A 20093-nucleotide genomic window follows, 5' to 3' on the forward strand; every position below is an offset into this window, starting at 1 on the left:
CTAAAATACACGACCCCGATCAAATATCGAAATCGTGCATTGAGTCTTGCGTAATATTAAAATGTCTAACTTTTTAGTTGCACTTCAATTTAGGACAAATTTGGGGGTTATTTTTATGTCTAAATTATCCAAACAAGATAAAATTGAAATCTATCATCTTTGGCATGATTATCAAATCGGCCCTGCTGAGCTAAGTCAGCGTTATCGGGTTGGCAAATCTAATATTGGTTACTTGTTGGCTTTAATTGACCGTCACGGTCTAGCCATTTTAGATCAGCCTTTCACAGCTTATACAAGTAATTTTAAGGAGCAGGCTCTTAGGCGAATCATAGTTGACCATGAGCCCCTTTATCACGTAGCGCTAGATTTAGGTTTAAAAAGTCATGGCATGTTGTCCAATTGGCTGCGCGAATACCGTAAAAATGGGTATAATATCGTTAACAAGCAGAGAGGACGACCGCCCCATGACCAAAAGAGAGCAGCTGATCAAACAGGAAAACCATCGACTCAAGCAAGAGAACGAACGCTTACGCCAGCAGAACTTGAAGCTGAAAATCGAGAACGAATTCGTAAAAAAATTGAGCGTCTTAGTCGACCAGCGGACCAAGAACCGCAAGCCCCGGAAATAGTCCAGGCAGTTACCCAACTAAGGCGCGAGCTTAAAGTCAGCGTAACTTTTATTCTTGATGCCATTAATGCCAATCCCAATCTGCCCCATCTTTCTCGTAGCAATTACTACTACACTTTAAAGAAGAAGGACAAAGAGCGGGACAATCGAGAAATAATGGCTGAAATCAAAGCTGTTTATGAAGAACACAAGCACCGCTATGGCTATCGCCGTATTACTGCAGAGCTTAGGCGTCGCGGTTTATTAGTCAATCATAAAAAGGTGCAGCGCTTAATGAACAAGCTGAAATTGTTTGGCATAGTCAGTAAACGCTGGCACAAATACAGCAGCTATCGCGGCACTCAGGGTCCGATTAAGCCTGACTTGATTAAACGCAGCTTCAGTGCGGTTTATCCCAATCACAAATGGTATTCAGATGTGACGGAGTTTAAGCTCAAGGGGCAAAAGACCTATTTATCACCGATCATTGACGGCTGCACCCAAGAGATTGTTTCCTATACTATTTCCCGCAGCCCTAATCTTAAGCAGACCATGGATATGTTAAAAAAGGCCTGGCACAAATATCCGGCCTTGAATGGCTTGATCTTCCATACTGATCAAGGCTGGCAATACCAAAACGGCCAGTTTCAAGCGTGGCTTAAAAATCACGGCATTAGCCAATCAATGTCACGCAAGGGCAATTCGCTTGATGATGGGCTAATGGAAGGCTTCTTCGGAATACTCAAACGAGAAATGTTTTATGGTTTTGAAAAGCAGTTTAAAAATCTCATTGAACTGGAAGATGCGATTAGAGACTACATTGAGTATTACAATCAGAAAAGAATCAAAATCAAACTAAAAGGACTAACTCCGCTTGAATATCGGCAATTAGTCCTCAGTTAGCTAATATAAAGTGTCCTAATTTTAGGGTTCACATCATAATAGTGAGCTGCTTTTTGTCATGGAATTTAAATTGCTGATAAATAAAAAAGTTGAGGTGCTGAAACAAGCTGAATCTGATGATTATGGCCAAAAAGCAATTAACGAATTACCTCAAAAAATGGTCGATGAAAATAAGGTTGACGTAGATGCAGTTTCGGGCGCCTCTAATACTACAAGAGGATTAAAAGATGCTGTCAGGGATGCATTGAGCAAAATTAAATAGATATTTATCAAGAATTTAATAAGCATTTAAAACAGGTCATAAATTTGGTTAAAACTTATGACCTGCTTTTTGTATTATGAAGTTAGGGCAAGTTAACCTGGTAATCATTAAACTGAAACATTGTTTATGAATTTACCTAAAAATTTTGAAAAAGAAAGTGCTTTTAAAAAACTTCTTAACCAATTAATCTATATTTATAACTACTTTATTTGCAGAAAGGGAGAAAAAGTAATGGAAAAAATTAATAAATATATTGATCATACTTTATTGGAGCCAAATGCGACTCAAGAGCAAATTGATAAGGTGATTTCAGAGGCTAAAAAATATCAATTTGCGTCTGTCTGTGTAAATCCTTTTTGGGTAAAATATGTGAGTGAAAAATTACAAGGAACAAAAATTAATACTGTAACGGTGATTGGTTTTCCCCTAGGAGCAACTACTACTGAAACTAAAGTTTTTGAAGCAACACAAGCAGTCGCAAATGGTGCCGATGAGTGTGATATGGTCCAAAATATTGGAGCATTTCTTTCAGAAGACTATGATGTGGTGCTTAAAGATGAAAAAGCGGTTGTCGAAGCGGTACATTCAAAGGAAAAAAAGGTAAAAGTAATTCTTGAAAATTGTTTTCTTAATTCGCAACAAATTAAAAAAGCATGCTTGATAGCAGAAAAATCTGGTGCTGATTTCGTGAAAACGTCAACTGGCTTTGCAAAATATGGAGCCAGAGCAGAAGATGTTAAGATTATGGCCGCAACCGTCGGAACTAAAATGGGCATCAAAGCAGCAGGCGGTATTCATACTAAAGCTGAAGCCTGCCAAATGATTGCTAGTGGAGCTACCAGATTAGGGGCAAGTGCAAGTCTAAAAATAATAAAAGAATTGTAGATTTGGCACAAAAATAAGTATTTAGAGAAGACACTGTATTTGTTAACGCAAGGTGTCTTCTTTTTTAGTGTAGTTTTTTGCAAAATTTTGTTGAAAGCAGGTAGACTATGTGTCTTATTTTTCCAAAAAAAGTGGAAACAATAAACTCTTTTTTATATGTAAGCGGTAACGTATTATTTGAATTGAGGTGAGGAATATGAAAGACCGGCAATTACTGATAATAAATGAATTGCTTGATAAAGAAAATTTATCAATCGATGAATTGAGTCAAGCCTTGAATGTTTCTTCCAGAACTATCAGAAATGATGTGGATGATATTAACAGAACTTTAAGTGACCTTTCAATTACTGGAATTTCTAATAAGCGGGGGCAACTTTATTTTTGTCTTGATTTGGATGCCAGACATTCCTTATCTCACTCTTTAAAAATTAGTTCGGATACGTTTCTTGATCCTAGAGAAAGACAGCTTCATATCATTATCAGCTTTCTAAAAGCTCCTCACCAGGTAAAAATTTATGAAGAACAAAAGCGGCTGAATATAAGTAAAAGCACGATGGACAAGGATATGCGCCAGGTTAGAGAATTTCTTGCCAAATATTCTCTGACCTTAGATACGCAGCAAGGAGCAAAAATTGAAGGTGCTGAAAGAAATATCAGAACAATGATTCAACAATTGATTGTTGAAAATATTGATATTTCCCAATTAACGGAAAAAGGCAGCTTTGAAGGAAGTGATAGTTACCAAATAGTAATTGATTATTTAAATCCTCAGGTACTTAAGCAAACTAATAAAGTTGCTAAAGAGCTGATACTTGGTGGTCGTTATGAAGGAGTTTCTGCTAGAGAAGCACAAATTTCTGTTTTAATGGCCATTTGGATTAGACGTTTGCAGGAAAAACAATATCTTGATGACAGTCAGGTTTCTACTCTAGAAATTGCTAATACTAGAATTATGAAATCTGTAAACAATTTACTGGACAATTTGGAACTGACAGTACCGGAAAATGAAAAAAGCTATATGACTTTTATTCTTAAAACATTTTTAGGTGAAAAAGAGGTAAGAATTGACAAATGGGCTGAATCGGAACTTCTGACTTTACGGTTAATAGATTATATGAGTGATATAGAAAAAATTAATTACCGTGATTCTGAACAACTTTATGAACAGCTTAATTCACATATTTCAGCATTTTTGCAAAGGCAGGAAAATCATATTGAAGTATTTAATCCGTTAACTGAAGTTCTTAAGAACAGCTATGCAACTATTTATCAAGATATCTCAGCTTTTTTTAAAAGCAGATACAGTAAAAACGTTTCAGCAGGAGAGAAAGCTTTCATAACGGTTTACTTTAGTACTTATTACGAAGAAAGCATCAAAGAAAACAACTTTTACAGAATTGCGGTTCTTTGTAATTATGGCGAAGCTACCGGTCAGCTATTAGCTGCCAATATTTCTAGAAACATGAATGTCGAAGTTGTGGCAGTTTTAGGATTACAAGATATAAATTCTTTAAGAAAGCTAAACATAGATTTTGTCGTTAAGACAATTAATGAATCAACAGGAATGGTCCCCAGTTTTAAAATGCCTCCTGTTCCCAGAAAGCAAGACTATCAGGAGTTAAAGAAATTTATTGCCAAAGCAGATATTAAAAAACATATGCTGTCTTTAAAGCAAAGTCCTTCAGTTAAGAAAAATTTGCTTAAAGACACCATTTCGCTAATTGAATCAGAAACCAGAAAAAATGTTTCAGCCCGCTTAGTGGACAAATTAATTGAAATTTTTTCTGAACATCATATTGAAATAAAAGAGAGGGAGGTGAGGCCAATGCTTCAAGATTTGTTAACTGATGACAAAATCCAAATACACATAACGGCTAATAATTGGTGTGAAGCAATTGAAAAAACCAGCCAACCGCTAATAAAAAATAAATCAATTAATGATGATTATGTTGTCGCAATGGAAGAATCAGTTAAAAAATTCGGACCTTATATTGTCATAGGTCCTGGAATTGCTTTGGCCCATGCAAGACCGGAGGACGGGGTTGCAAAATTGGATGTCAGTGTAGCATCACTGGCTGAACCAATAGAATTCGGCAACAAGGCAAATGATCCAGTAAAAATCATTTTTGTTTTGTCTGCAATTGACAGCTATTCACATTTAAATGTTTTAAAAGCAATTGTGGATTTAATAAATAAGCCAAATAAGATTGAAGAACTTTTTAATACGGGCGATAAAGAAAGTTTTAAAAAGACCTTGTTTGGCGTAGAAAAATAATAGAGTTAGGAGTGTAAAAATATGGCAAAAGTACCTACAGTGTTCTTTATTTGCGGCAACGGCTTGGGCTCAAGCTTAGCTTGTCAGATGGAAGCAGATGATGTTTTTAGTGAAGCCGGTATCGAAGTTAATTCAGATCATGATTCGATTTCAGATGCACCTTCACTCAATGCCGATGTTATTGTTTCAGCAAGCAATTTTGAATCTCAATTTGCCAATATGCAAATTGATCCCAAAACCAAATTTGTCTATTTAGACAACATCGTTGATAAAGACGAAATTAAAGAAAAAGTTTTACCAGTTGTGAAACAAATTGCAGATAGTTAAGTTTATAAAAAGGAGTGAGAGAAATGGTCGTTATTCAATGGATAATTAACAATATCCTTACTCAGGCAGCAATTTTAATTTCATTAATTGCGATGCTGGGATTAATATTACAGGGTAAAAAAATGGGAGCGGTCATCAGTGGTACGCTTAAAACTTTGCTTGGGTTTGAAGTTTTATCCGCTGGTTCGACAATTATTCAACAAAGTTTGGCTTATTTTGCAGTAATTTTTCAGCATGGTTTTCACACTAAAGGTATTGTACCTAGTATTGAAGCCATTAATGGTCAGGCAATGAACAAGTTGGGTTTAGGTAATAGTATTGCCTTAACTCTTTTAGGTATTTTCATTGTGAACATTATCATAGCCAGATTTACTAAATGGAAGTATGTCTTTTTAACCGGACAAGCTTTATTATGGATGGCTACTATGACTGTTATTGGTGGTCACTTTGCCGGCTTAAAAGGTTTTCCGTTAATTTTAATGGGTAGTATTATAGGTGGTATTTTTGCTATTGCAATGCCGGCATTAGCGCAACCAATTGTACGTAAAATTACTGGCAGCAATGCAATTGCCCTAGGTCACTTTTGTACAATTGGATATTTGGTTGAGGCAGGCGTGGCCTGGCTAGTCAGAGACCGCAAAGTTGATCAACATGTAACTAACATTAAGGAAAGAACAGATTCTTGGGAACACGTTAAGCTTCCTAAGAGCATGTCATTTTTACAGGATAATTCCCTTTCTATTATGGTAGTAATGGTTCCTTTATACATTATTACTGCTGCTTTTGCTGGTCCTTACTGGTCTATTAAAGCTGCGGGGGGAGCTGCAGGAGGCGTAAACTACATTATTTATGCCTTTTTACAAGCTATTCAATTTACAGTAGGTGTTTATGTAATGCTTTCAGGGGTTCGTTTGATGTTAGGTGAAATTGTTCCTGCCTTTCGTGGTATTGCTATGAAGGTAGTTCCTAATTCAGTACCTGCTCTTGACTGTCCAGTTTTATTTCCATATTCACCAAATGCAGTCATTATTGGTTTCGTAACGACAACTATTGGGACAGTTATAGGCATGTTCTTATCCCCGTTAGTAGGACTAGCAGTAATCTTGCCAGGCATGACTACTAATTTCTTTGCGGGCGGTACTGCAGGAATCTTTGGTAATGCAATTGGCGGCAAACGTGGTGCCATCATTGGTGGTATTGCACACGGTTTGTTTATTACCTTGCTTCCAGCACTTTTGGTTGGCGCATTATCATCAGTTGGCTTTGTAAACGCCACAGCTACAGATGTTGATACCATTACCGCTGCTTTATTATATCTGTGGGTTATTGCACCGGCCTTTCATGCCTTTGGCTAATTACTTTGGAGGTGTTTAATAATGTCGTTTTGGTCGAAAATTTTTAAATCAAATGTAACGGAAAGTAATTCAGCTGCAGATAAAGAAACTAATGAAACAAGCAGCCAATTAACAGATGATGAAAAGCAACAGATCAAGAGTCAAATCAAAGACTTAACTAAACAACTTAATGACAGCAACTCAGAGTCAGTAGCAAGCAATAAACAAAAAGCTACTGTTTTAACCCAGTTAGGGCAGAACTATCAAAAGCTGGGTAATGTTGATGATGCTATTGATGCTTATGAAAAAAGCTTGAAACTCAACGAGGATTTTGGTCCGGCTTTTGACGGTTTGCTTAAGCTTTATGATATCAAACGGCAAAAAGCTGCTTATGCTAAAGATAATGATGAAATACAAAAATGGCTCAACAAGGGTGACGAATTAACGGCATTATCTAAGAAAATAATGCGTTCTAAATAAATTTCCAGATTATATAGTTGAGATTAACAATTAAAGGAGAAAAAATGGCTTATAAAACGTTAAAAGAAGTACTAAAAGAAGCAGAAGAAATGGATTTCACAGTTGGTGCTTTTAATGCTCATAACTTGGAAATGGTTCCGGCTATGATTGAGGCTGCGCACGAAGAAGGTGCTCCTATTATTATTCAAACTTCTGTTGGTACGGCTGATACGGAGGGGATGAGAAACTTTGTAGCTGTTTGCAAAAGCATGGCAGAACACGAAGCGGTGGATGTTGTGCTCCACTTAGATCATGCCCGTGATATTAAAGACATTGAAAGAGCAATTGCAGCCGGATACAGTTCGGTCATGTTTGATGGGTCATTACTTTCATTTAAGGAAAACATTGCCAAGACCAAGAGAGTTGTAGAATATGCCCATAAACGCGGTGTCTCAGTTGAGGGTGAAATTGGAACTATCGGTGGAACTGAAGAAGGTTTTACCGTTAAAGAAGGAAACTATACTCGTCCTGAAGATGCTGTCAAATTCTTGCAAGAATGTGATGTTGATGCTTTAGCTGTGGGCGTTGGTACACATCACGGGCAATTTCAATCTAAAACCGAGTTGAACTTTCCACTTATTGAAGATTTGCATAGTAAACTGGATAAGCCAATGGTTATCCATGGTGGAACGGGAGTTAACGAGGAAGATTACCATAGACTGACCGAAAATGGTATTCGCAAGTTTAACGTCGGAACTGAACTATTAGTTTCATGGACTAAGAAAGCAAAAGAGATGTTTGACAAAACCGAAGTTAATGAATCTCTGAGAAATAACATTATTCCATGTAACGAAAGCGTTCATAATATTATTAAACATAAAATTGAATTATTCATGAATAAAGGGTGATCTCGTTGAAAAAAACGATGTTGCTTTTAGCTGGTTGTCCTGGTACCGGTAAATCTTATTTGGCAAAACTGATATGCAAGGCCATTCCCGATTATTTTAATGAGGTTTCTATAGATCTGTTTAAAGAGCAGCTTTATGAAAGTAAAGGCTTTGATAATCCGTCTGAAAAAACAGAGTTAGATAATCAAGCGTACAATATGTTTTACCAAAATGTCGCAAACTTTATGAAAAAAGGTCAATCAATTATTTCTGATTACCCTTTTTCCTATCGCCAGCATGATACCTTAGAAAAATTAGCTAACAGGTATCATTTTCAAATAATTACAATTACGCTGACTTGTGATTCAGATATTTTATATGAAAGACAGAGAAAACGTGATTTGGATCCTGATCGTCCTTTAGGATTCATAATGAACCATTATCATAAAGGTGATACTTTAACCGACAGGACAAAAATGGATATCCAAAAAACAAAACAGGAATTTGAGAGTTTTAATAAAAAAAGGGGATATTCAACTTTTACATTAGGTAAAACAATTTTTCTTAATGTTTCTGATTTTAGTAAAGTTGATTATGACGGTACAATTGTTAAGCTAAAAAGCTGGGTCAACTAGGTATAAATTTACTTCTTAATATTTTGTTCAATATTCATTTAAAAATAGTATTTTAGCCGTATTTCGTATTAAAACGAATTACGGCTTTTTTAGTGCTCTTGAATTTTTCTGCTTCTTCTGAATCAAAAAAATATGCCACTTGGTTTCTTATAATTGCCACTTAGTCAAAAGTGCTAGATTTTACATTAAAATAAGCGTTTAATTAAATCATCAAGTGATGAAGGGCAGGTGAGAAGCGTGAAAATAAAAATAGAACTGAATCCGGATATGGAAGATGACGATACCAGTGTAACAATTCATGCTAAATCTGTAACGCCAGAAGTTGAACAGATATACCGACAGTTGCAAGGTATCAGTGAACATCCTGACCAGATAGAAGGCAAAAAAGATAATGTGTCCTATTACTTGAGCATGAATGAGATTTTATTTTTTGAAACAGAAGATAAACAAGTGATTGCACATACTGCCAGGGATGCTTTTACCGTAGACTACAAACTCTATGAACTAGAAAATTTGTTAAATAATCAGTTCATGCGGGTATCTAAGTCAACAATTTTAAATTTAAATCAAATTTATGCGTTAACACGTTCGATTTCTAACTGTAAAATTAATTTTCGCGATTCTTATAAAACTGTCTATGTTTCACGTCATTACTATCACAATTTGAATGATAGGTTAAACGAGAGAAGGTCATCATAATGAAAAAATTTAAACTTAGAGAAGTATTTTGGGGCATTGCTCTAGTAGCAGCTGCCGTATTCTTAGTCCTTAATCAGTTGCATCTGCTTTCATTTCATTTAAAAGTCAGCATGATTATTTGGACTATCATATTCGGAGCGGCACTGATCGAAAGCGTGGCTGATAAAAGTTTGTTTGGTACAACTTTTTCCATTGCCTTTTTATTAATTGTTTACGCTGAACCCTTGCATATTACCAAAATTGTACCATGGACGATCTTAGTGGCGGCGTTATTAATTTATTTAGGTTTAACGCTGATTTTTAAGAGAAACTGGTTTCCCAAAGTCTATTTTAACCAAAAAAAAGACGGCAAATGGAAGAACTTTAGCAATAATCGCTCAAGAATTGATAATAACGTATTCAGTAGCGGTACTGGAAAAGTTGATGGAGAAGATATAGTAATCAATCAGCGCTTGTCATCAGTTTCGCGTTATGTTCATTCACAAAATTTACGCAGTATAACAATTAATTCTTCTTTGGGTGAAGTTGAAGTCTACCTTGATCAAGCTAAAGCTGCAGGCGATGTAGTGACCGTTGACATTAGTGGCACTATGGGTGAGATTGAAATTTACGTTCCAACTTCATGGAAAGTCAACAGTGATAACTTAAACTTAGCTCTGGGAGAATTAGATATTAATGACGAATCTACCGGTGACGGTCCTACGTTAATGTTAACTGGGCATTTCAGCATGGGTGATGTGGAAGTTAATTATGTTTAACTTGGGAGAAAATAAAATGGTTAATTTAAAACAATTACATGATTATGTCAAAGAAAATTATGAAGCCGGAAACTATAAAGAAGCTGAAAAAGCCTATAAAAAATGGCATGATACCAATAATTATACCTATAATGCAGCAAAAACTGCTGTGAAAAAGAGCTCTCTCAGTGATTATCAAATGGGTTATGAACAAGCCAAAAAGGACTATGCAGAGAGTCATTCTTTCAAGGCTTTTCCTAAAAAAGGTGTTAACTTAGTTAATCGTGTTACCCAGAATAAAGCAATTGAAATAGAACGCTACATTGACGGCTACAATGATGCCAAGACCAAAATTTTACGGGCGAAAAAATAGTCCATAAAGGAGATTATTAATTATGTATGGCTCATTATTAGCCAATGTAAGTCCAGATAGAAAAATTAAGGAAACTATAGAACAATTTCCTCAAAATACACAAGCCTATTATCTGGGAAATAAGCCAGTCGGATTAATGACCTGTTGGCAAAATGCTTTTCACCCTTATTCCTTAAATTTTGCGGGCTATCTTGCACCTAGATTAACCAGCGTGGAACAAATGCAGGTTTATGAGCAAATATTGACGGATTTAACGGCAAAAGCCCAAAAAAATCACCAAAACGCATTAATTACTTATGATTATGCACCGCAGTTACTCTTTAATGCTATTGGTCAAAAAAATGGTTTTAAATTAATCAGAACTACTGTAGAACCCCAGATGCCCTTGAAAAGGGCACTGAAAAATATTCTGATAGATACTGATTTACAGTTGGTCACTCTACACGAAATAAAAAAAGATTCTGTAATGATGAATAAGCTGGCACAGGTGAGCTTCTCAGATTATCAAAAAAATCATTTAGCAAATCCGGTTGCAAAGATACCTCTTAGTGAGTGGAGCAAAACCATTTTCACTGATCAACTTGAACACGCCCCATTAGCGCTAATTGCTGCTGGACAAATTAAGGCTTATTGCTTTTCTTTTGAGGATGCCTCCCAAGAATTGACTTTAGGATGGATGGGTGCTGTTAAGCCTAATTTATTAGACCAATTGCAACAGCAATTGCTAAATTGGGCACAAGCAAAATATCAAACTTTAAGTGGTGAATTTGACTCTACAGACCCATTAGCAACGCGGACTTACAGAAAGTATGCGTTTAATCTGTGTCCAGTTTATGAAACGTATTTAAAGGAACTTTTTTAAACATTTGAGGAACGACAAGCTATTAATAGTTTGTCGTTTTTTATAGGTAGAAAAAATTCATGTTGACTTAAAGTTCACTTGAAGTATTACCATTAATCTAATCGTCGGATGAACAAGCTTGGTTAGTGTTAAAAAGCGATAAAACCAAACTGTTTATAATAAAATGAAAAGTGATAGAAAGACTGGTATACCCATGAAACGTAGTAAAGTTATTGTCCACATGTATGTTTCAATTGATGGCAAAATTGATGGTGAATACGGTAGTAGTATTTCTAGTCAATATTATTCAGATGAATTATTTGAATTAAGCAATGCTGATGCTAATGGTCGTGAAACTATTCAAATGTATGCCACGCCAGCTAATGCACAGATTGATTTAAGCAAATATCCTGCAGATAAAATTGAATACGAAGATTGGCTGCCGGATATTAAGTCACAAACCTGGTCGGTTTCTTTTGATCGCAAGGGCAAATGCAACTGGACACAAAACTATTTCGAATATAATGGTTATAAGATGCATGCAATTGAAATAGTTACTAAGCAGGCAAGTAAAAATTATTTAGCTTACTTACGTACCTTACAAATTCCTTATATTATTAGTGGTGAGCAGGAATTTAACTTAACAGAAGTTCTGGTTAAGTTAAAACAGCATTTTAATATCACAACGCTTGCTGTTTGCGGTGGCTCAATTATTGACGGCGTCTTTTTAAAGGCACACTTAGTTGATGAAATTTCTTTAGTAGTTGCACCACATGTGAATGGAGATTCTCAACAAAAATCTGCTTTCAATACTTTAGGTAAATACATTGATGATTCATTTGCCTTTGTAAGTGCCAAAAAATTAGCAGACGGCGGTGTACACCTGTTGTTTAAGAAACAAAGTTAGTTTCTCTTAATACTATAAAATTGGTTAATTCAGAGTATCAAGTTGGAAACGGTTTAGTACTTTTAATTTTGCCAAAATTTTAACCAACGAATATGGCGTCTTTTTACTTGTTTATAATTGATAGCGATAAAAATAATAGGGGATATTCCAACTTTGCGAATCAGCTGCAACTAAATCATCATTCATTAAGTATTTAGGCAATAATGCAGTTGCCTGGCCTTTTTTGACCAGCTCTAAAATCATTTCCAGTGAATCAATTTCAGTGACGCTGTTTTTATTCTGCGTTAATTTGAGAGTCAAGTTACGAAACGGACAATTTAAGTCTGCATTTATGGCAACCGGTACTCTTTTATTTTCCTGCTTTTTGCCTTTTAAAAAACAGGCTTGTAAATGGCTTTTCTTGATTAACGAATATTGGGGTAAAGTGATCGGAGTAAAGGCCCAGACCATGTCATAGGGATGCTTAGTCAATAATTCTTGAATTTCATTAGTACTTTTAATGATGACTTCATATTGATCAAGTGCAAACTGTTTCTTTTGGGTAATAATATAGCCAAAAAGCAACTCAGAGATTAAAACTTTTGGTTTGTTACTGGTTAAATCGTCTTTTAAATTTTGATAGTTTTGTAGTGCTTTAGTCGCAAAATGATACATTTTTTGCCCATTTTTAGTTGGTCTGACTCCTAAATTAGAACGCACAAAAAGTGGCGTTTTCAGTTCTCGCTCCATTGTTTTGAGCCTGGCCGTAATATTGGATTGAGTGTAGCCCAATTTCAATGCCGCTTTATTCAGTGATCTAGTTTGATAAATTGTTTGATAAATATATAAATCGTTAAAATTCATAATACTCCATATCATTAAAAGTGATAACCCTATTATAATCTCGGATTATGCAGAGTGAATTTGTTTTAATATACTAATTTTGTAATCTAAAGGGGGAACTTATTATGACTACAAAAATTGGTATTAATGGTTTTGGTCGCATCGGTCGGCTTGCTTTACGGCGAATTTATGAAGTGGCCAGTGACGACATCGAAATTGTCGCAATCAACGACTTAACTTCACCAGCTATGTTAGCACACTTATTAAAATATGATACTGCGCATGGTCAATTTAATCATGAAGTAACTGCTACAACTAATAGTATTGTAATTGATGGTAAAAATATTCCGGTTTATGCGGAAAAAGATGCTAGTCAAATTCCGTGGGTTAAAAATGACGGGGTTAAAATAGTACTTGAATGTACTGGATTTTATACTTCAACTGCAAAATCCCAAGCTCACCTTGATGCTGGTGTTAAAAGAGTATTAATTTCTGCTCCTGCAGGCAATATGAAAACTATTGTCTATAGCGTAAATGATGATCAATTAACTGACTCTGATCAAATTATTTCCGCAGGCTCATGTACCACTAATTGCTTGGCACCATTAGCACAGGCAATGAACGATGAATTTGGCATTCAAGTGGGAATTATGTCTACAACGCATGCGTACACAGCTTCACAAATGTTGCAGGATGGACCTGATCGTGGTGGCAATGTCCGTAATGCCCGTGCCGCTGTTGCTAACGTTATTCCGCATTCAACTGGAGCAGCTAAAGCGATTGGACTAGTTATACCTGAACTGGATGGCAAACTTACGGGTATTGCTCAACGAGTCCCTGTTATTTCTGGTTCTATTACTGAACTAGCTGCCATTTTAAGAGAAAAAGTTACGGTTGAAGAATTTAACGCTAGAATTAAAAAGCATACTGAAGGGAATGCTTCTTTTGGCTATAATGACGACCAAATTGTGTCATCAGATATTATTGGCACTGAATTTGGTTCGGTATTTGATCCAACTCTTACCCAAGTTGAAACTGGAGATAATGGGGTACAACTAGTCAAAGGCTATGCCTGGTATGATAATGAATCCGGCTTTGTAGCCCAAATGATCAGAACACTGCAAAAGATTGCCCAGCTAGGTTAATTCCAAAAATTAACTGATATTTTTATCAATTTATAACTGTTTATCATCAATAAAAAATGGTTCTGCCAAGTGCAGAATCATTTTTTGTGTTTTTAAAATATACTAGTCATTTTTCACCCATGGCGCTGTGAGCATTTGACTAACGGTTTGCCTAATATCATTGCTTTGAGCAATCAAAGAAATTACCGCAGCCCCAGCTGCCTTAGTTTTAGCGATTGCGCTTAAGTCGCTAGCGGTAATCCCACCAATAGCAACAATTGGCCGGGTTGTGCTTTTGACCAGTTTGCTTAAGCCGGCAATACCAATTTCGGGGTCGGCATCACTTTTAGATTGGGTGGCATAAATTGGACCACTGCCATAATAATCAATTCCGCTAATTTTATTGGCTTGTTCAACTTGCGTTAAATTCGAGCAAGAATAGCCGATAATCATCTGACCGCCAACTTCTTTAATGACCTGTCTGATTTCTTCATCACTTTGACCAACATGGACACCTTCGGCATGAACTTGTTGTGCGAGCTGAACATCATCGTCAATGAAGAAAGGCACGTGATACGTTTGACACAATTGATGCAGCTTTTGTGCCATGGGGAGTCTCTCAGCTTCACTTAAAGTTGAATTAGGTCCCTTGTCTCGAAATTGAAAAGCAGTAATACCTGCAGCAAGTGCTTCTGCGACTATGCCCGGTAATGTTTTACCTTCCGGAACGTCTTGACTGCCACAAATAAAGTAAGCATGTAAAAAATCAGTGTTAAAGTTTTTCATTATTTCTCCTAAATTACTGAGCCCAATGATTTAAAGGACCGTGACCATGACCAACTTGAATGGTTTCCTTAATGGTTTTAGTAACGTACTTTTTAGCAATTTTAATTGCTGACGGTAAACTTTGACCTAAACCCAGCTGAGCCGTAATTGCTGCAGCTAACGTGTCACCGGTGCCGTGGGTGCGCTCGGTATGTATTCTGGAACTGCTGACCCAAAGATCGGAACCATCAGCAAATAAAGCATAATCTTTTACTTGTTCGCTACTTGCATGACCGCCTTTAATTAGCACATTTTTAACTCCCATATCTTGTAATTTATGAGCTAATTCTGGATATTGGGCTTGATCTTGTACCTTGATATCAGTTAAAGTCTCCGCTTCTGGCAAGTTGGGTGTTATAAGATCGGCTAAAGGCAGCAGCTCATTCTTAACGGTGGCGACAGCATCTTGACTTAATAATGGTGCGCCCCCTTTAGCAATCATCACTGGATCTATGGTAATAGGACCAAAGTCATACTTTTGCAAATTAAGTGCAACTTGGTGGACGTGATCTGCATCGCCCAACATTCCTGTTTTACAAGCACGGATGTGGAAATCTTCTGCCAGAGAGGCGAATTGGGCATCGATCATTTCTAAGGGGAGTAAAAAAGACTTTTGCACACCTAAAGTGTTTTGAGCCGTCACTGCTACTACTACAGCTGTACCAAATACTTTTTGCATTTGAAAAGTTTTTAAGTCAGCCATGATTCCAGCACCGCCACCTGAATCAGTGCCGGCAATAGTTAAAACTTGGGGGAAAGAGTTAATTTTTTCTGTCATCATAAAGCTCCTTAATCAAAATCAGCAATTCGTTCAATATCAGCAACTTTTACTTTATACAAATAATCCATTAGATACATGCCAAAAGTAGCGGGTCCGATATTGGGATGATCTTTAACTACTAATTGACCGGCGCAACTGAAAACTAAAGCACCTATTTGAGCTGCTTCAAAAGGATCGTCAGCAACAGCTGTAAAAGCTGTGACAATACTGGTTAACATATCTCCTGAGCCGACATGAGTTTTAAAAAGGGGTGAGCCGTTATGGACATGGGCTATTCTTTTACCGTCACTAATTGTGTCTGTAGGTCCGCTCGCAATGACTGTGCAACGATATTTTTGAGCAGTTTTAGCAGTAATTTCATCAATATCACCAGAACCGGAGCCTGCATCAATCCCCTTTGAGCTCCAATCAAAGCCACCTAAGGCAGCTATCTCACCAATATTGCCCCGAATAATACTAGTATGAAAATCCCATAAAAGTTTATCTGTGATTTTATAACGGTACTCCACGGCGCCAACGGCAACGGGATCAAATACTATGGGTTTATTATATTGGCGCGCTAAATCTTCCACTTTTTTAATGTGGTTAATTTGCTGCTTGGTTAAGCAGCCAATATTAACTGCCACAGCGGAAGCCATCCGCACAATTTCTTCAGCTTCAGCGATTTCATTGCTCATAATTGGTGAAGCACCAATAGCATTAACAGCATTGGCCACGTCTTGAACTGTTACAAAATTAGCAATGTTGAAAATAACCGGGTTTTCTGCTCGCAATTTGTCTAATAATTCTAACTGCATTTTATTACTCCTAATTTAATATCCTTAAAATTTTTGACTAATAAAAAAACTTTGGCATATGGAAATGCCAAAGCTTAAGCAGTTTTGACACGTTCCTACGCAAGTATTAACTTACAGGTTCAAAGGGTCTGAAAAGTTTTCATCTCAGCCAAAAAGGCACCCCTCGTGTTATCGCTTACAATTATAGCGTATTTTATTGCTTATTACAACGTTAGGTTATAAAGACGCTATCTATTATAAGCTATAAGTGTTAGTATTTTAACTAATATTAAAAATGTGCTAGAAAACAAAAAATTATAGTGATTATAGTTAATATTTAATAAAATGTAATTAGTATTAATCAAAAGTTATTTTAACAAATAGTATTTAATTTGGAGGAGAACAATCATGAATTTCACTGATCAACTACACGAAGCGGGGAAGGCATTGTGGCATGAAAGTATGGTGCATCCATTTATTAAGGAATTGCAAAGTGGCGAACTCCCAATTGCAACTTTTAAATTTTATCTGTTGCAGGATCGCTATTATTTAAGAGAATTCAGCAAGTTGCATGAATTAATTGCGGCAAAAACGGATAATCAGGAAGTAAAGGAATTTTTACTGGCAGGGGCACAAGACTTGAAAGATGTCGAAATATCAGTGCGAGGCCATTTTTTTGAAGAATTAAAAATAACTGCGACTGAAATTTCTGAAACTCCGGTGGCTCCAACAGCTTATAACTACGTTAACCATATGCATATGACATTAAATCGATTTGGTGTTAAACCAGCGGTTGCAGCGCTTTTACCATGTTACTGGCTCTATCAGGAAATTGGCCAAAAAATGGCAGAAAAGGGCTCACCGGTTTCTTATTATCAAGAGTGGATTGATACTTATGATGGCGAGTGGTATGGTGCCAACGTAACAAAAATGCTGCATTTAACCAATTCTTTGGCTGAAAGTGCTGCTAACGAAGAACTTGAGCAAATGGAAACTGCATTTGTACGCAGCAGCTATTATGAATTGCAGTTTTGGCAGATGGCTTATGAAAAACAAGATTGGAAGTAAATTCTGCAAAAAGAGCTTTTATTTTATTCTTACTTGTCTTTAGTCAATTTCATAATAAAATTTTGATATTGAACAATGTAATTATTGTTCAAGGTCCCAGGAAAGTGTGCAACTTGGGGAAAGCAAGATATACTTATTTTGTAATAATGAAGACTTACGTAATATTATTATATTAATTGTTATTTAGGAATTTATAAAGTGTGGACTTCTGGCGGCAGCATATATTATGCACTAAAAGCAACTGATCCTAACCCTGTATTTCTAGTCTGTAATTAGTCTGGAAGGCTAACAATGCACTACTATGCTGGCGGAAGCAAAAAAGCAAGAACCGTCAGTTATAGAGTTGACGGTATAGGCCGATGCCAAACTTAACCGCAATATTCTCACTCTTGCACTTGTGGGTGATATGGCTAAGCCACTTTAAGCGGTAAAATTGATTGCTTCTTAGGAGATATAATGTTTCCAAGCACAGACTTTTAAATGGGAATGATAAAAATGAATGATGAACAATTTTTTAAATTAAGAAAGATACTAGATTTTTTTAAAAAACAAGCTCCGACAGCTATTATTGAAGAGAATGTAAATAGCGTTGAAAATTATAAGGCAGAATCTGCTGATGAGTATAATAGAGGAAAAAGTTATCTTGGCGAAAATAATAATTCGTTTAAATCTTTTCATGTAAGTGTGGATTCCGCAAAAGATTTCTTGTGTTTATTGAATTTGCTGGGTGCAATACACGCAAATTTTAATATACGTTCAAAGCCTTTTATAATAGAAGGAGAAGAAAACAGTAAGTCGCTAAAAAAAGAGAAAGACTATTATAACAATTGGATGGAATGTTTTTCAAACTATGAATTTATGATAGTTAATTTTGATGAAACTGCTTTAGACCAGGATCAATATTACGGTTAATTTCATTAATTTATAAAAAGGCAGCTTACCAAGCTTAAGCTACCTTTTTTAGTTCAGTTATTTCGCATTATTGAAATTATTATATTAAAAGCTAGTATGCTATTATTCATCAATTTTTTTAATATAAATTAATTTTGCTTTTTTTAATATTCCACGATCTTTAAATAGAAAGCCATAATATCTATTATTAATTTTTCCAACATAATAAAGCGTATCATAAGATCCTTGATTATCAGTAGTTATTTTAACAGAAGCAATTTTTTTATTATGTAAGCATTTATATGTGTCTATGTTATATGAATATTTTCTTTCGCCAGCACTAAGATATACGGTTTTTTCTAAAGAATTAATTCTATAATAATGTATAAAGCCCATTCCAATGCCTATAAAGAGAAAAGTTAAAATAAATACAGTTATAGTTTTTTTCATTTTTGCTTCCTTGTTTAATACGGTAATATGCCTGAGATGAATAATACATCGGCAGAGCCTTTTGAGCTTGTCGCAACATATAAAAAATATAGCAACAATTGACAGCGCAGTAGTTATTGAGGTCAAAGGTGACAATGTAACTCTCATTAAAATATATGATCAATAAAGTATACTCTTGCGAACATATTAAAATTTATATGATTATAGAAGAAATAATTGTTCACTAGACTATATTCAATAAGACTAAAGAAATTCTTTAATTTCTGATTTCAAATTATTAGCTAATTGTTGCGCCTCAATTTTTTCTAGTAAACTTACTTGTTCCAAAGCTTTAGTTTTATCTTTTTGACAAACCGCAATTCTTGCCCTTATTACAAGCAATTTATCATATTGACCAAGCTTTTTAATTAGCGGCTTTAGCTTAAGCATATTATCAGCTGCCAGCTTAAATTTATGATCCAGCATTTCTATCATGGCCTGATTAATTAAAGTATCAATTTTCAAAGATTTTTTAAAAGGGTAATCTCTATCAATTACCGTAATGATTTTAGCAATAATTTCATTGGCAGTTTCATAATCAAAAGCAAATAAAATTGTATTTAGAACATAAATATCAGTGATTGTAAGAATTTTAGTTTTAGCCAGATAATCAAACCAGATTGGTTGTACCATCTTTTTAGCTTTGTCTAACCCTTTAGGTTTATTGGCTAATAATAAAGCTTCTAAAATTGTTTTAATTCTTCCGATGTCCCCGTCGTTTTCTACCAAAAAGCAATCTTGTAACAATGCTTCTATATCAGCAATACTATTATCGGCAGTATCTATACTTATTTTAAGTTCAAAAAAACGGTGTAATAGTCGTCGCTTAAAGCTTAAAGTATAATTATTACTAATATATTCAAATTCATCTGGTGTAAGACTTAGTCGTTTAATCAATTCGATTTCATTCTCATAAGAAACAGTTAATTCACTATGTTCTATCTTAGAAAGTTCACTGCGGTCAAAAAGATCATTTGCCAACTCTTGTTGTGTTATTCTGCGGGATATTCTCAATTTTCTAATAGTTATACCAAATCTACTCATACTGGCCAATTACCTTAATTACGTTTATTAAAAAATTATTCTGTTTTTAATATTTATTCCTTATTGTGCAGGCTTTGCACACATTTTCATAAAAATCAATGTTATTATGAAAGCAGGAACAAAATTAAAAATAGAGTTCTAC

23 protein-coding genes and 1 riboswitch are annotated in these 20093 nt (G+C 35.4%); of the genes, 17 read left to right on the forward strand and 6 right to left on the reverse strand.

Annotation, left to right across the window (positions count from 1 at the left end; translation table 11 throughout):
- Nucleotides 1-115 precede the first annotated feature (115 nt).
- The 14 genes from LACWKB10_RS09885 to LACWKB10_RS08110 all read left to right on the forward strand — a co-directional run bounded on the left by LACWKB10_RS09885 (nt 116) and on the right by LACWKB10_RS08110 (nt 12131).
- The gene (locus tag LACWKB10_RS09885) at nt 116-1510 is read left to right on the forward strand and encodes an IS3 family transposase (protein ID WP_034980987.1); all 1395 of its coding nucleotides are present in this window, start codon (nt 116-118) and stop codon (nt 1508-1510) included.
- A gap of 58 nt (nt 1511-1568) precedes the next feature.
- Entirely contained in the window at nt 1569-1772 is a 204-nt protein-coding gene (locus tag LACWKB10_RS08050) for an FMN-binding protein (protein ID WP_034980990.1), read from the forward strand.
- A 231-nt stretch (nt 1773-2003) separates the two neighbouring features.
- Nucleotides 2004-2657 carry a deoxyribose-phosphate aldolase gene (gene deoC / locus LACWKB10_RS08055; protein WP_034981129.1) on the forward strand — a complete coding sequence of 218 codons (654 nt, stop codon included), beginning with the start codon at nt 2004-2006 and terminating at the stop codon, nt 2655-2657.
- 196 nt (nt 2658-2853) lie between these two features.
- Nucleotides 2854-4932: a transcription antiterminator gene (locus LACWKB10_RS08060; RefSeq protein ID WP_034980992.1), complete on the forward strand. Its 2079-nt coding sequence runs from the start codon at nt 2854-2856 to the stop codon at nt 4930-4932.
- A gap of 21 nt (nt 4933-4953) precedes the next feature.
- A complete protein-coding gene (locus tag LACWKB10_RS08065) occupies nt 4954-5259 on the forward strand; it encodes a PTS sugar transporter subunit IIB (RefSeq protein WP_034980994.1) in 306 nt (101 codons plus the stop codon).
- A gap of 23 nt (nt 5260-5282) precedes the next feature.
- Nucleotides 5283-6614, forward strand: coding sequence for a PTS sugar transporter subunit IIC (locus tag LACWKB10_RS08070; protein WP_034980998.1), 1332 nt, complete (start codon nt 5283-5285; stop codon nt 6612-6614).
- A gap of 21 nt (nt 6615-6635) precedes the next feature.
- On the forward strand, nt 6636-7073 hold the full coding sequence (locus tag LACWKB10_RS08075) for a lipopolysaccharide assembly protein LapB (protein ID WP_052060355.1): 438 nt from the start codon (nt 6636-6638) through the stop codon (nt 7071-7073).
- Nucleotides 7074-7117: 44 nt separating this feature from the next.
- Nucleotides 7118-7960 carry a class II fructose-bisphosphate aldolase gene (locus LACWKB10_RS08080; protein WP_034981002.1) on the forward strand — a complete coding sequence of 281 codons (843 nt, stop codon included), beginning with the start codon at nt 7118-7120 and terminating at the stop codon, nt 7958-7960.
- Between the two features lie 5 nt (nt 7961-7965).
- Nucleotides 7966-8574 (forward strand): AAA family ATPase, encoded by a 609-nt coding sequence (locus LACWKB10_RS08085; protein ID WP_152560582.1) that lies wholly within the window; start codon nt 7966-7968, stop codon nt 8572-8574.
- A gap of 237 nt (nt 8575-8811) precedes the next feature.
- Complete coding sequence (locus LACWKB10_RS08090) at nt 8812-9273, forward strand: LytTR family DNA-binding domain-containing protein (protein ID WP_034981007.1); 462 nt, start codon at nt 8812-8814, stop codon at nt 9271-9273.
- Entirely contained in the window at nt 9273-10031 is a 759-nt protein-coding gene (locus LACWKB10_RS08095; protein ID WP_034981010.1) for a LiaF domain-containing protein, read from the forward strand. The genes LACWKB10_RS08090 and LACWKB10_RS08095 overlap by 1 nt, the downstream gene beginning before the upstream one ends.
- Before the next feature lie 16 nt (nt 10032-10047).
- Entirely contained in the window at nt 10048-10383 is a 336-nt protein-coding gene (locus LACWKB10_RS08100; protein ID WP_034981135.1) for a hypothetical protein, read from the forward strand.
- Nucleotides 10384-10405: 22 nt separating this feature from the next.
- A complete protein-coding gene (locus tag LACWKB10_RS08105; RefSeq protein WP_034981013.1) occupies nt 10406-11245 on the forward strand; it encodes a hypothetical protein in 840 nt (279 codons plus the stop codon).
- 193 nt (nt 11246-11438) lie between these two features.
- Nucleotides 11439-12131: a dihydrofolate reductase family protein gene (locus LACWKB10_RS08110; RefSeq protein ID WP_034981016.1), complete on the forward strand. Its 693-nt coding sequence runs from the start codon at nt 11439-11441 to the stop codon at nt 12129-12131.
- A gap of 111 nt (nt 12132-12242) precedes the next feature.
- Here the strand turns inward: LACWKB10_RS08110 and LACWKB10_RS08115 are convergent, their stop codons facing one another.
- The gene (locus tag LACWKB10_RS08115) at nt 12243-12974 is read right to left on the reverse strand and encodes a LysR family transcriptional regulator (RefSeq protein WP_052060357.1); all 732 of its coding nucleotides are present in this window, start codon (nt 12972-12974) and stop codon (nt 12243-12245) included.
- A gap of 104 nt (nt 12975-13078) precedes the next feature.
- Between LACWKB10_RS08115 and gap the strand changes: the two genes are divergently transcribed.
- Nucleotides 13079-14098: a type I glyceraldehyde-3-phosphate dehydrogenase gene (gene gap / locus LACWKB10_RS08120; protein ID WP_034981019.1), complete on the forward strand. Its 1020-nt coding sequence runs from the start codon at nt 13079-13081 to the stop codon at nt 14096-14098.
- A gap of 102 nt (nt 14099-14200) precedes the next feature.
- On the opposite strand, the gene thiE is transcribed toward gap, so the two are convergent.
- Genes thiE through thiM form a run of 3 tightly spaced genes read right to left on the reverse strand, consistent with a single transcriptional unit; the run spans nt 14201 to nt 16480 of the window.
- Nucleotides 14201-14866 carry a thiamine phosphate synthase gene (thiE, locus tag LACWKB10_RS08125; RefSeq protein WP_369792493.1) on the reverse strand — a complete coding sequence of 222 codons (666 nt, stop codon included), beginning with the start codon at nt 14864-14866 and terminating at the stop codon, nt 14201-14203.
- Nucleotides 14867-14876: 10 nt separating this feature from the next.
- A complete protein-coding gene (gene thiD / locus LACWKB10_RS08130; protein WP_034981024.1) occupies nt 14877-15680 on the reverse strand; it encodes a bifunctional hydroxymethylpyrimidine kinase/phosphomethylpyrimidine kinase in 804 nt (267 codons plus the stop codon).
- Between the two features lie 11 nt (nt 15681-15691).
- On the reverse strand, nt 15692-16480 hold the full coding sequence (gene thiM / locus LACWKB10_RS08135; protein WP_034981027.1) for a hydroxyethylthiazole kinase: 789 nt from the start codon (nt 16478-16480) through the stop codon (nt 15692-15694).
- 75 nt (nt 16481-16555) lie between these two features.
- A riboswitch (TPP riboswitch) is annotated at nt 16556-16654 on the reverse strand.
- A gap of 213 nt (nt 16655-16867) precedes the next feature.
- Between thiM and tenA the strand changes: the two genes are divergently transcribed.
- Together tenA and LACWKB10_RS08145 are read left to right on the forward strand one after the other, a co-directional pair.
- Nucleotides 16868-17527, forward strand: a complete 660-nt coding sequence (tenA, locus tag LACWKB10_RS08140) for a thiaminase II (protein ID WP_034981029.1) — start codon at nt 16868-16870, stop codon at nt 17525-17527.
- 495 nt (nt 17528-18022) lie between these two features.
- A complete protein-coding gene (locus LACWKB10_RS08145; RefSeq protein ID WP_152560584.1) occupies nt 18023-18439 on the forward strand; it encodes a hypothetical protein in 417 nt (138 codons plus the stop codon).
- Between the two features lie 102 nt (nt 18440-18541).
- On the opposite strand, the gene LACWKB10_RS08150 is transcribed toward LACWKB10_RS08145, so the two are convergent.
- Both LACWKB10_RS08150 and LACWKB10_RS08155 read right to left on the reverse strand, forming a co-directional pair.
- The gene (locus tag LACWKB10_RS08150; protein WP_034981033.1) at nt 18542-18868 is read right to left on the reverse strand and encodes a hypothetical protein; all 327 of its coding nucleotides are present in this window, start codon (nt 18866-18868) and stop codon (nt 18542-18544) included.
- A 243-nt stretch (nt 18869-19111) separates the two neighbouring features.
- A complete protein-coding gene (locus LACWKB10_RS08155) occupies nt 19112-19951 on the reverse strand; it encodes a helix-turn-helix domain-containing protein (RefSeq protein WP_034981035.1) in 840 nt (279 codons plus the stop codon).
- Nucleotides 19952-20093: the final 142 nt, after the last annotated feature.

Source organism: Lactobacillus sp. wkB10, from assembly GCF_000760615.1.
Lineage (GTDB): Bacteria > Bacillota > Bacilli > Lactobacillales > Lactobacillaceae > Lactobacillus > Lactobacillus huangpiensis.